Genomic DNA, 13,500 nt, shown 5'->3' with positions numbered 1-13,500 from the left:
ATAATTTTTATGGCTTCCCGGATTCGCTTTTTGATGTGTGCTCCAGACCATTATGATGTGGACTATGTGATCAATCCCTGGATGGAAGGGAACATTCACAAGTCATCACGCGATCGCGCGGTCGAACAGTGGCAAAAGCTACACCATGTCCTCAAAGAACACGCGATTGTAGATTTAGTACCACCCCAGAAAGGTTGGCCTGATATGGTGTTTACCGCCAACGCTGGCTTGGTACTGGGGGATAATGTTGTACTCAGTCGCTTTTTGCACAAAGAACGCCAGGGAGAAGAGCCACACTTCCAACAATGGTTTGAGCAAAATGGTTACACTGTCCATGTATTGCCAAAAGACTTACCTTTTGAGGGAGCAGGGGACGCACTGCTAGATCGGGAAGGACGCTGGCTATGGACAGGATACGGCTTCCGTTCGGAATTAGATTCCCATCCTTACCTGGCAAAATGGCTAGATATTGAAGTCATATCCCTGCGACTGACTGATGAGCGCTTCTATCACTTGGATACTTGCTTTTGCCCTTTAGCAAACGGCTATTTGCTGTATTATCCAGGCGCTTTTGATGCTTATTCTAACCGCATAATTGAGATGCGCGTCGCACCAGAAAAACGGATTGCGATCGCTGAAGCCGATGCGGTAAACTTTGCCTGTAATGCGGTCAATGTGGAAAGCATCGTCATCATGAACAAGGCGAGTGAAGCTTTAAAATCTCGCCTCACAGATGCAGGTTTCCAAATTATTGAAACACCGCTGACTGAATTTCTCAAGGCTGGTGGTGCAGCCAAATGTCTGACTTTACGGGTGACGGAACCAGTTAGAGACGAAGTCCATGCTAATGTCTCTGTGGAAAGTCGCATCATTCGCTTGGAAGGACACCTGCTTGATTCTGGCTTGATTAACCGCGCCCTAGATTTAATTGTAGACACTGGGGGCAGTTTCCAAGTCCTGAATTTCAACTTGGGAGAACAGCGACAAAGTACCTCCGCCGCCGAGGTGAAGGTGTCAGCGCCATCCCACGAGGTGATGGAAGAAATTTTATCTCAATTGATTGATTTGGGTGCGGTCAACTTACCCCAAGATGAACGGGATGCCATACTGGAGCCTGTGATTCAAAATGGTGTGGCTCCTGATGATTTCTACGTCAGTACAATTTATCCCACAGAAGTCCGGATTAATGGTCAGTGGGTGAAGGTACAAAATCAAAGGATGGATGGGGCGATCGCGATTACTCAAACTGCTGATGGTTCTGTAGCTAAGTGTAAAATATTACGTGACCTAGAAGTTGGTGAACAGGTAATTGTCGATGTCCTAGGTATCCGCACCATCCGCAAACCAGAATCCCGCGAACAACGCAACTCCCAAGAATTCAGCTTTATGTCAGCGGGGGTTTCCAGCGAGCGCCGTGTGGAATTAGTCGTTGAGCAAGTAGCTTGGGAATTACGTAAAATTCGGGATGCCGGTGGTAAAGTAGCTGTCACAGCAGGACCCGTGGTAATTCACACTGGCGGTGGCGAACATCTATCGCGCCTGATTCGAGAAGGATATGTGCAAGCGCTATTAGGCGGCAATGCGATCGCTGTCCACGACATCGAGCAAAATATGATGGGCACTTCCCTCGGTGTAGACATGAAGCGGGGTGTAGCCGTCCGTGGTGGACACCGTCATCACTTGAAGGTGATTAATATCATCCGCCGTTATGGCAGCATTGCTAAAGCCGTGGAAGCCGGGATCATTAAAAGCGGCGTGATGTATGAGTGTATCCACAATCAAGTGCCTTTTGTGCTGGCTGGTTCCATTCGGGATGATGGGCCTTTACCCGATACCCAAATGGATTTGATTAAGGCACAGCAGGAATATGCTCAACTCCTAGAAGGTGCAGAAATGATTTTGATGCTCTCATCCATGCTGCACTCAATTGGGGTGGGGAATATGACCCCCGCTGGTGTGAAAATGGTATGTGTGGATATTAATCCAGCCGTGGTGACTAAATTAAGCGATCGCGGTTCCATCGAATCGGTGGGTGTAGTGACAGATGTGGGATTATTTCTCAGTTTGTTGACTCAGCAACTGGATAAGTTGACAAGTCCCTATCGGGCGGTGATAGGTTAGGGAAGTTATCACGCAAAAGAGAGTGATGAGAGTAGCTTTCGGTAGAGAGTTGCAGATTAATTGGGTCAGTGCGATCGCTGATTTTATGCTGGTGGGTATGGTTTTTGGCCCGCCAGTCGCTCCTTTTTTGGCTGCATCTGGGGTGTTTTTGTTGCCGGGGATTGCGGACATTATTTATTTCATGGGTAATCATGTTTGTCCGCAACCGGAAATGGGGTTAGAATTAGCATCCCCATTTATCATGGCAGTGTGTATGCGCTGCTACGGCACTGTCACGGGTTTGTTGTTGACTCGCCTGTTGTATAGTGCAACTGGTGGCAAAGGTTTTTACTGGTTAAGTCAGTATGGCTGGAGTGGTGCAGCGCTCTCTAGCGTTTTGATGATGGCTTATCCATTAGAATTGGCTGCACAAATTTTTGGTTTATGGGATTTTAATAATTATCTCGTCACGCCTTTTGGCTTAATTACAGGTTTGGCATGGGGATTATTTACCATGCCCATATTGCATGGATGGCAGAATAAGGGACTTGCAATTAAATAAATGTCCCATCGCTTTTGAAGCAGGGGACAGGAACAGTCGTGTTGAGTCCAGAAATAGGGATAATTTATTTTTTGGAGTAGGGGCGGGGTTTCCCCGCCCAGGGTTCCTAAATCGTTGAGCGAATTACTTCACTAATATTCTTCGCAACTAATTGATTATCCCAATAGCTACCATGCGCGTCACCACCCCAAAATAGAGGAATCAATTGTTGGCTGAAAGGAAGATTAAAGATGTTGCCACGATCTGTAATCACATCTTGAGTTTCCACATAACGCTGGCTACCATCCAAGATCATTGGTAGCACACCCTCCAAAGGATAGGCGATCGGATCACCAGGATGAGCAAAGTTACGCCAAGGGATGGGCTTTTTCCTCAAGTTATATAAATTTTCTAGGAGGCTGGTTAATTGAGGTGTTAAGTCATGGGTACTCACTCCGTTAACATTACCGCTGATATTGAGGAGGCTGAAAAGCGCGAGTGGTGAACCCATAGTGTGGATGCTAGCAAGAGGAATCCCATTTGTGGGACTAGGATTTAAACCAAAAAGAACACTACGAACCTCTGAAACCATTTTCCGAACATCAGGATCTAAGGTTGGGTCTTCCCAACGACGCGCAAAGAGAATATCAAATAAAATGACAGTACCCCAACTATGGGTGATTAGATGTAAGCGATCGCTTGTAGTACTACCTTTAAGTACATTAACAGCATCATTCTTTAACCGTTGTACTACCTGCGTGCCGATATGCCGACTCAGATAAAGGGCTGCATCCCCTACAAAATCAAGAATCAGCCCTGTCCTAAAGTCTCTAAACCAGTAATCCTTAAACTTGGGGGAAGCCTCAAATCCTTTTTTAAGTTCCACTTTGGCATCCAAATTCAGATCACCCCAAAATGAGTAAATTGGCTTCACCACCCTAGACTTATCATTAATGGAACCCTGAATACGATTCAATAAAGTAGTAGCTAGTTTCTGAAACTCTTCTCGGCTAGGAGTTTTAACTCCATGAACGAATAAAATATAATCGGTTGGCATGGTAGTCCCTCTCTTAATGACGTTATATTAACTATTCAATTCGTGAAATGATAATTCCGACTCGCATATCACAACTACCTAGTTCAGAATTATCCCCTGTGACAGTCAAAAGAGTGGCAGGTATCTGTAAGAAAATTGTAAATTTTTATATTTTTTTTAACAGTTATCAGTTTCATCGTTTGGGTAAAGATCCCCCACAAACAAGGAAGTAGGCGTTAGTGGCGCTTCTTTACCTACGCCGATACACCTGATAACTGATAACTGATAACTGTTCACTGATTTAACACCATATCGTCGGCATAAGTCAGCTAATTCGTTGACAGTTTTAATTTCCAGTTCGGAACGCGTGAACATAGAATAGTAGTGTCCATTTTTAACTGTGGATATTTAGTGGTTGCCTACTTTTGCCGAGTGAAACAACCACTAAATGAAAATATATGATATGACGACATATCATTCAAGATTGATTTATATTTCTCAATAATGCCGAATCCTAAAGGGAAGCCAGAAAACCTTACGCCATTAACTACCAACAGACCGGAACCGTTAATTGCTAAGTTAACTGTCAGGCTTCCTCAATCAATGATGGACAAACTGAAAAGTCTAGAAAATTACCCAGAATTTGTCAGACAATGTATTCAGGATGGACTAGACAAGCTTGAGCAATCAGATACTTAACCAACTATGTTAAGAAGCATAAATATACCTGAAACCCTTACAAATGACCAATGACAAAAACGTAAACTCTTCTTCGTCTCACCTTGACTCAAACCAACTCAGTGCGTAATTTGCAAGAAACTCATTTAAACAGCGCTCGTGCTAGTCTCCGACAAGCGTTGTCTTGGTATGGATATCTCCGCAAGTCCGGCCAAATGTCATCTAACCCAGAATTGGCAGGTTTGGTGAAACCCGAATTGGAAACCTTAAATTCTGCACTCAACAAGCTAGACTCTAACGTGATTAAAATTGCGGCTTTTGGCTTGGTGAGTCGCGGTAAGTCGTCAGTGTTGAATGCCTTACTGGGAGATAAAATTCTGCAAACCGGCCCTTTAAATGGTGTCACCCAATGGCCACGCTCTGTGCGCTGGCAGCCAGGGGATAAGGTGCTGATAGAATTAATTGATACGCCGGGATTAGATGAAATTGAGGGCGAAGCGCGGGCAGAGATGGCGCGGGAAGTAGTCCTACAGGCTGATTTGATTTTGTTTATCGTGTCTGGTGATATTACTCGTACAGAGTATCAGGCGCTACTGCAATTGCGTCAGTCACAAAAACCGTTAATTTTAGTATTCAACAAAATCGACCTCTACCCAGATACAGATAAAGCAGCTATTTACAAAAATTTACAACAATTGGGTGCAGGACATATCCAAGCCAAGCCACTATTACCAGATGAAATTGTCATGGTGGCGGCCGAACCAGCACCAATGGAAGTGCGGATAGAGTGGCCAGATGGTAGTGTCAGCTATGAATGGGAGACACCACCAGCGGAAGTAGACGAGCTCAAAGAGACGATTTTGAATATTCTCAATCGTGAAGGGCGATCGCTGCTAGCTTTAAATGCACTAGTTCAAGCACGGGATGCAGAAGCAGCGATCGCCCAAAAAACTCTCGATTTACGTGAACAAGAAGCTGAAGAAATTATTTGGCAATTTACCAAGTACAAAGCTTTAGCCGTCGGACTAAATCCCATCGCCTTTTTAGATATTTTAGGGGGAACTGTCGCCGATTTAGCCTTAATTCGGACTTTAGCACGGTTGTATGGTTTGCCCATCACCAGCTACGAAGCCACTAAGATTTTGAAGACAATCTTATTCAGTTCTGGTGGCTTATTACTGAGTGAATTAGGTAGTAGTTTGTTATTAGGTTTAGGTAAGAGTACTGCAGCTATAACTAGTGGTGATAATCCTACTAATATTACCGCCTATGCCGGAAGTGCGATCGCCCAAGCAGGTATCGCTGGTTATGGTGCTTACGCCGTTGGTAAAGCAGCACAGGTATATCTCGAAAAAGGCTGTACTTGGGGACAATTTGGCGCTAACACCATCATCAACGAAATTCTCTCCCAAGTTGAACCAAACACAATTGTGTATCGTTTGCGCCAAGAATTAGGAGTCAATTTCGACTCGTAGGGGCTGGGAAACCCAGCCCTTGTATTGCATCCGACTGAGAACCGCTATATGTATTCAAAAATCAAATAGGATTCCTTGTGACAATCTGCGGATTTTGACTGTTACTATTTGTATATAACAGCACTGTTAAACCTATATGCAAGTTGCCGCAGATTATAAGCAAGTTTTGCTGACACTAGTAGGTAATTTACAACAGTTACGAAATTATTCAGAAAAACTGCATCTGCAAAAACAGATCCAACTAATTGATCGTGTCATCAGCCGAATTGAAACAGATTCTTTTGCCATTGCAGTTGTCGGAGAATTTAAACGAGGCAAAAGTACATTCATCAACGCTTTACTAGGTAAGGAAATTCTCCCAGCAGATGTTTTACCCACAACTGCTACTCTTAACCGAGTCACCTATGGCTCAGAACCTTTTGTTAAAATCATCTTTGAAGATGATGAAGAACGCGAAATAGATATCAATAGATTAATCAGCTTTGTCACCAAACTGACGCCAGAATGCGAAGCTGTAGCTGCAACTGTCAAGGAAGCAGTGATTTATTATCCAGTCAAATATTGCCGAGATCATGTAGAAATTATCGATACACCTGGATTAAGCGATGATGAAACCATGACAGCCGTGACACTCGCCGTTCTTGAAAGGGTGGAAGTAGCGATTATGGTTACATCAGCTTTAGCACCTTTTGCAGAATCTGAAGGTAACTTTATCTGTCAAAATTTATTAGCAAATAGCCTTGGATGCATTATCTTTGTCGTAAATGGTATCGATCATTTCCATCGACCCCAAGATGCTGATAAGGTAGTAAAAAAAGTTGAAAAGCGCATTAAAGACTTTGTTGAAGATTGGGCTAAACAACAATTTTCCGAAGATTCTAGTGAATATAAATTCTATCTCAGAAAAATTGGAAACTTTAAGGCTTTTGGTGTTTCTGCCTATCAAGCATTGTCAGGCAAACTCAACAATAATAAGACACTTATTGAACAGAGTCAGTTTCCAGAATTTGAATCTGCATTACAGCAAATTGTTGCCCAAGAGCGAGGAGGAATTTTTTTACAAGTAGCAGCAAATCAAGTCATTGCCGTCGCTACAGAAGTCATTAACACAATTAACAATCAACAAAAATACAGTTTACTCCAACAAGAAAATTTTACAGATAAATATAATAAGATTCATAATTTAATTACTAACTTTCAAAAAGTTAAATCTCAAAAAAAATCACATTTTGACACAATTGAGAATAATATCAAATCCCAAGCATCCCTGCTAATCAATCAATTAGAAAATAAATTAAAACAAGCGGCTGAAAAAAGTATTGAAGCAACAAATATAAATTCTTCTCAAGATATAAACACTCTGCTCAAGCAATTTGCTACTCAAGTAGACAATGCTCTACAACAGGCTAGCCAAAATATTGCCCAACAAATTCAGGCTGTAACTTATCAAGAATTATCAACAGCAGCACAGCAAGCAAGTACTTTAATAGAAATAACATCAGAAATCATACAGACTGTCGATATGCATTTAAATCAATTTGACAGCAATGTAGTAGTTATAGGTAATTCAGGAACAATAAATAACTCTTTAAATCAAGCTTTGCACGAGTTTAATCAAGAACAGCTTGGTAATTTATCAGGTTTATTTCCTAGCAATTTAGAAGCATTTCTATTAAAAATTGAAGCGAATGGAATATACACCATTGCTGGTGGGGTAGCTGGTGCTTTATTTGGCCCTTGGGGAATACCTATAGGTGCAGCAGTTGGTGTGGGGATTGGTAATTCCCAAAAAATGAAAAATTTTAAACCTAATTATAAATCTAAGGTGTTTGTAGAGATTGAAAAGCAATTGCAGTCGCACAATCCAAATCAAATAGTTAATGACTATGTTTACGCTGCTTGTAAAACTGTAGCAAAACTCAAAAATAAAATAGACCAAGAAATTAGCTCCTGGATTGAAGAAACTCAAAATACACTCGCTAAATTGCAAGGAAAACAACAAGCCTTAGCAGAAACTGAACAGCAAACACTCAATGCAATGCAATCTGAGACACAAAATATCCTTCATCATGCTTGGGTTGTAACTGAGCAGATTTACGCAACTATGCAAATAGCTCAAGAGAATGATTTAGGAACAAAAATTTGTTCAAATTGTAGTCATGGAAATGCACTAAATTGTAGATTTTGCATTAAATGTGGCACGCCGTTATCTTAAAATATAAATTTTTGTAAACATGAAGTTCGTAGTAAGCACTTTCATGATTTAGGAGTGCTATGGAAAAAAGATTAAAACAACGCAGTAAGCCTTAGAAGACTGAGAAATTCGCCAATTTATCAAGGATTCATGACAATAATTTCCACTTTTATCCGAAATGCTTAAATTGCAAGATGTATCAGTGTTTGGGTTGCTTGCAAAAGTAACTAGCATATAGAATTCATCGCAAAACACAACAAGTCCATTTGTACAAGTTAAAAAATTGGTTAAGTTAACTTTAACAAATCTTGATCATCAACAAACTTGTTCAAAAGGTATATCTAAGACTAAAAAGTCTGATGTTTGACTAGAAAGTTTTGTAAGTACATTACCTAGATAAGGAGTGACAATGGAAGCTGAAAATATCCAAAATCCACCGCTTGTCTCACTCACGGATTACAACAAGTTAGCTAATAACTTAGTGCTTGATTTGAAAAGACTTCGCTCTTTTTCTGAAAAATTGAATATTCAAAAATCACTGGCATCAATTGATGATGTTTTGGAAAAGATTGAGAATAAAACTTTTTGGGTTGCAGTTGTTGGAGAATTTAAGCGTGGTAAGAGTACATTTATTAATGCCTTGTTAGGTCAAGAAATTTTGCCCTCAGATATTGAACCTTGTTCTGCTACTCTCAATCGGGTTACTTATAGTTTGAATTCCTATGTAGAAGTGGAATTTAAAGATGGTCGTAAAGAGAAAGTGGAGATTGAAAAACTTAGTGAATATGTCACGAAGTTAACACCAGAATCTGAAGCAACGGCGGCGAATGTGAAAGAAGCTGTTGTTTATTACCCGGCTAATTATTGCAAAAACAATGTCGATATCATCGACACTCCAGGATTAAACGATGACCCTAGTATGACTGGTGTGACTCTTTCAGTTTTACCAAAAGTTGATGCTGCTATTTTGGTAATTATGGCACAATCACCTGTATCGGAAGTAGAAAGAGATTTTTTAGAGAATAAATTATTAACTAATGACTTAGGTCGAGTCATTTTTGTAGTTACAGGAATTGACCGTTGTAATCGACCTGGGGATGCTGAAAAAGTTGTTGCTGGGGTGCAAAGACGGATAGAAGAGTATGTGTTAGAACGAGCAGCACAACAGTGGGGTGAAGATTCGGCAGAATATGAAGTCTATCGTAAAAAGATTGGAAAACCAAAGGTTTTTGGGCTTTCGGCTTATCAAGCTTTAGAAGCCAAAAATAACCATGATGACGAATTGCTGGCTAAAAGTCGGTTTGTAGAATTTGAAAAAGCTTTAGAAGAGTTTTTGGTTAAAGAACGGGGTGCGATTGAATTGCAAGTACCTCTGAATCGGGCGATCGCTTCATCTGGAGAAATATTATCAACAATTAATATTCAAGAGAATGCTCTGAAAATGAAGCTAGAGGATTTTGAGAAAACCTACGAAACTTCTATTCAAGAAATTGCTGAGTTGCGCCAGAGAAAAAAAGAGGAAATGGAGCTTATTGATCGGGCGGCTGAAAATGTTAGGTACAACGTCAGACCTCTGCTAAATAAGCTAGAAGAAGAGTTAAAACAAACAGCAAAACAAGTTATTGATTCAACCACTATCACCCCCAAAGAAGTAAGTAATAAGAAGACTCTGGCTAAAAAACTGGGTGATAAAGTTTCTAGTAGCTTGCAAAGCGCTGGACAAAAGCTAGCAGATAAAGTGCAAACGGAAATTCAACAGGGATTGACACAAGAAATAGACCGATTAAAAGATTTTGCTAACTCTGTAGTTACAGTCTTAAGTCGTATCGAAATGCAATTTGTGGATGTTGAAGCTGATGCTAGCCGCAGAAGAAGCTCAGGTGGAGAAGCGATCGCCGCAGCTTTGGCGGTGTTTACAGGATTTGGTGGTATCTGGTCAGGTTTTAAGACAGCCGGCGTTGGTGGTGCATTAGTTGGCGCAGCTGGTAGCGTTGGGACATTGTTTGGTGCTGGTTTATTAGTTGGTTTAATTGGACTTCCTATTACTTGGCCGGTTGTGATTGCTGCTAGTGTTGTATCTGTGTTCACAGGTGGTTGGCTGACTAGAGCAGTGTTTGGTGGTGAGCAAGTAGAAGCTTTTAGGGAAAATTATAAGGAAGCAATACTGAAAGAAATTGAAAAAAACCTGAAATCTAATCCCATCAACCAAAAGGTTGAGGAGCAAATTTCTGCAAGTTTCAACCAATTGAAAAAAACACTAAGTGAAGAGGTTGAGGCGTTGCTGGATAATACCCAAAATACTCTCACTGAATTGAACCGTAAACGCCAACGAAATGAGGCTCTCACTGAAGCCGAAAGTAAGGAATTGGATGAGATGCGTGCAGAAACAGAGAAAATTCTGGGTAGCGCACAGAGACGCTCGAAAGAACTTGTGGAAATCATGAGTGTTTAAGAGTTTACATCACTGAAACTGTGAGGGATGAGACGATTTCTCACAGTTACGCACAAACATGTTCTCAAGAAAATCTGACCAATTAGAGGGAAAACAACCGTACCCTGCGGGAACGCTAAAAGCGGTATGCCCCTACGCACAATTTTTCTGGAAATCTCCTAATTATAAATTTCATAGTCCAGGTATGAACTATGCAAAATCCATCAGTTACCAATCCCACAGCCACTATTGACCTGAATTTTAGTCATTATTTAGAAGTACGCGATCGCCAATTAAATCGTCATATCATACGTGGTGTTCCTGACTATAGCTTTTCTTTAGATCAAAAACTGCGCGAGCAACTCATAGCAATGGGGCCAGCTAGAGCCATAGCTAAGGCTTTGGTTAGTTGGGCTGTGCCGATTATGCAGCAATTACACACGCTAGAAAGTATTGCTGTGGGGCCGCAGCAATACCCTACTATCTATGCGCTTGGTGAAGATTGCGCCCAGCGGTTGGGTATTGGTGTCCCACAGATTTTTATTCAGCATAGTTCTGATGCTGATGCTTACACTTTTGCTATGGATGATGTCGCCCCAATTATTGTCCTCTCTAGTGAAATAGTCGAATCTTTTACTTTAGAAGAACTCAAATTCGTCATTGGCCATGAATGTGGACATATTCACAACTTACACGGTGTTTATAACACTGTGAGTGAAATTATGACGAATAAACTAGCGGAAGAAATTTTACAAGCAGTTCCCACTCATGGATTATTAGAAATGTTTATTCAAGGTGGACTGACAATATTTTTTAAACGCTGGAGTCGATATGCAGAAATTACGTGCGATCGCGCCGGATTAATTTGCTGTGGCGATGTGAAGGCAGCAGAATCAGCATTCATCAAACTGGTAACTGGTGGGGGAACTGCCTTACAGAATATTAACATTGAAGCATACCGCCAACAAATGAGTAAAAATTTATCGGCTCCCATCAGATTAATAGAACTTTTGAAAACTCATCCCCTGATTCCTAAACGTATTGACGCGCTCCACTTGTTTGCTAACTGTGATATTTTCCATTCTTGGCGTCCAGAAGCAAAAACACCAGATGCGCGCAGCAAACAAGAAACTGATAATTTATGCGAACAAGTTATGCGTGTAATGCCTAAAGGATACTAACTATGGAATCATCAAATAGATATTTCAGTTATGACTTTACCTATTTACGTCAAGAGTTTCTAGAAATTCTCGATAATTTCTCAGAAGAATTACGCTTGGAAAAATTTCAACATGCTTTAGGTAAAAGATTAATCAGACAAATACAAACTCAAATCAACCAGATACGAACTCGTTTAGATGCAGATTTTGTTCTCGTGATCATCGGTGACTTCAAGCGGGGAAAATCAACACTCATCAACGCCTTATTAGGAGAATCTGTTGTCACCACAGATGTGACACCAGAAACAGTCACAATTAATCATATCCAATATGGTTCAGAAGCAAAAATTAGTGTTTGTTTGACTGATGGTGGACAATTTCAGTTAGAAAAAGAGGAGTTAAAATCAGAGGAACTTGAGCTAGTTTTAGCAAATTCACCTCAGCCAGTTAGTCATTTGCGAATTGAAACCCCTCATGAATGGTTGCGAGGGATACGTCTTGTGGATACTCCTGGAACTGGGGATATTTTGAAGCGTTTTGATCGCCAGGTTCACACTTATCTTTTACAAGCTGATGCAGTCATATTTGTAGTGTCGGCTCTAGCACCGTTTGCAGAAAATGAGCTAGCATTTCTGCAAATGTCCGTGATTCCCCAAGATTTTCCTAAAGTCTTTTTTGTGCTGAATATGATGGATAATATCCGCACAGAACAAGAAGCAGTTAGATTATTCAATAGTAATTATCAAAAGATTAGTCGTCTATTCCCTAATCCCCAACTTTTTAGTATCAGTGCTTTTGATGAGTTTTGTCGTCTCCAGTCATTATCTAGACCCAATCTTGATGCAAAGGTAAGATTAGAAACATCCTTTAATGAATTTCGCACATCTTTAGAACAAGCTATCCATCTACAGCGCGATTTGATTCAACTTGACCGAGCTAGTGACCATACAGAGCAAGTATTTCAGGAGTTTGAGGATAGTTTGTTGCTGCTAAATAATGCTATGCAAGTAGATCAAGAACGTTTAAATCTAGTTATTAATCAATGCGAAGATCCGAGTTCAGAATTATTTAGCAAAACTGCACAACATATCAAGGTAATGAAAGATGAAATTAATCAAATTGGTGAACAAACTTGTGAGTGGATGAATCAGTTTATGGAACGCCTAGAAAATGAAGCTATTGCTAAAATTCAGAAAGAACCAATAGATGTGATTAAACGTCATTTTCAGTTCTTTTTGACAAACTCCCTCAGAGAAGCTATTAGTAAGTGTTTAAACGTTCATAAAAATGCTATTTTAGAAATTTCCCAGCAAGCCCAGAAAATAATTTCTACAGATTTTCAAATCTTAACCAATGTTAGTGAAGTTGTAGATAATATCGACGCTAAAAATTTAACTGCTCATGAGTATTCTTGGATAGATAGCGATATTTTTGAAATTTTATCAGAGTGCGATATATCTACGTTTATTGCTGACTTAATTATTAAGCAAATGCAAGATTTAGGTTCATCGAGGCAGAGTACTAATTACCAACAGAAACTCCAAATAGCTTGGCCAAATTTTAAAGTAGCTATTATCCAAGAAATTCGGTTAATTTATCATAATATTGCTGTGAAAATTGCCCAGCAAATTGAAATTAATTATCGTCAAGATATTGAAACTTCACTTTCAGCAATGCAGCAAGCACAAAAAGTATGCACTCAAGAAGCGCAAACAATTACTGCAACTCATGAAGCGTTGCAAACAGCATTATCAATTTTGCATCAAGCTCGTCAGCGACTTCAAGCTTTGAAGCAAAAACTTAGCTCTGAAGAGATGCTTGAGACTATTTCTACAGGCTAATACGGTTGTTACTCCATCACCCAATACAGTTCAGTTAATCATTT

The 13,500-nt window shown here is 40.3% G+C and carries 9 protein-coding genes; 8 read left to right on the top strand and 1 reads right to left on the bottom strand.

Annotation, left to right across the window (positions count from 1 at the left end; all coding sequences use genetic code 11):
- Positions 1-9 precede the first annotated feature (9 nt).
- Positions 10-2,121 carry a TIGR00300 family protein gene (locus tag CAL7507_RS26275; RefSeq protein ID WP_015131524.1) on the top strand — a complete coding sequence of 704 codons (2,112 nt, stop codon included), beginning with the start codon at positions 10-12 and terminating at the stop codon, positions 2,119-2,121.
- Between the two features lie 25 nt (positions 2,122-2,146).
- On the top strand, positions 2,147-2,662 hold the full coding sequence (locus tag CAL7507_RS26270) for a DUF2085 domain-containing protein (protein ID WP_015131523.1): 516 nt from the start codon (positions 2,147-2,149) through the stop codon (positions 2,660-2,662).
- A 106-nt stretch (positions 2,663-2,768) separates the two neighbouring features.
- On the opposite strand, the gene CAL7507_RS26265 is transcribed toward CAL7507_RS26270, so the two are convergent.
- A complete protein-coding gene (locus CAL7507_RS26265) occupies positions 2,769-3,698 on the bottom strand; it encodes a hypothetical protein (RefSeq protein ID WP_015131522.1) in 930 nt (309 codons plus the stop codon).
- Between the two features lie 483 nt (positions 3,699-4,181).
- Between CAL7507_RS26265 and CAL7507_RS26260 the strand changes: the two genes are divergently transcribed.
- The 6 genes from CAL7507_RS26260 to CAL7507_RS26235 all read left to right on the top strand — a co-directional run bounded on the left by CAL7507_RS26260 (position 4,182) and on the right by CAL7507_RS26235 (position 13,456).
- The gene (locus CAL7507_RS26260) at positions 4,182-4,376 is read left to right on the top strand and encodes a hypothetical protein (RefSeq protein WP_015131519.1); all 195 of its coding nucleotides are present in this window, start codon (positions 4,182-4,184) and stop codon (positions 4,374-4,376) included.
- Between the two features lie 101 nt (positions 4,377-4,477).
- Positions 4,478-5,830: a GTP-binding protein gene (locus CAL7507_RS26255; RefSeq protein WP_015131518.1), complete on the top strand. Its 1,353-nt coding sequence runs from the start codon at positions 4,478-4,480 to the stop codon at positions 5,828-5,830.
- Positions 5,831-5,966: 136 nt separating this feature from the next.
- Positions 5,967-8,045, top strand: a complete 2,079-nt coding sequence (locus CAL7507_RS26250) for a dynamin family protein (RefSeq protein WP_015131517.1) — start codon at positions 5,967-5,969, stop codon at positions 8,043-8,045.
- 388 nt (positions 8,046-8,433) lie between these two features.
- Entirely contained in the window at positions 8,434-10,476 is a 2,043-nt protein-coding gene (locus CAL7507_RS26245; RefSeq protein ID WP_015131516.1) for a dynamin family protein, read from the top strand.
- 191 nt (positions 10,477-10,667) lie between these two features.
- Entirely contained in the window at positions 10,668-11,636 is a 969-nt protein-coding gene (locus CAL7507_RS26240) for a M48 family metallopeptidase (RefSeq protein WP_015131515.1), read from the top strand.
- A 2-nt stretch (positions 11,637-11,638) separates the two neighbouring features.
- Positions 11,639-13,456 (top strand): dynamin family protein, encoded by a 1,818-nt coding sequence (locus CAL7507_RS26235; RefSeq protein ID WP_015131514.1) that lies wholly within the window; start codon positions 11,639-11,641, stop codon positions 13,454-13,456.
- Positions 13,457-13,500 lie beyond the last annotated feature (44 nt).

Source organism: Calothrix sp. PCC 7507 (assembly GCF_000316575.1).
Taxonomy (GTDB): Bacteria; Cyanobacteriota; Cyanobacteriia; order Cyanobacteriales; family Nostocaceae; genus Fortiea.
The sequence above is the reverse complement of the archived record's forward strand: the minus strand, read 5'-3'. Positions and strand labels throughout refer to the sequence as shown.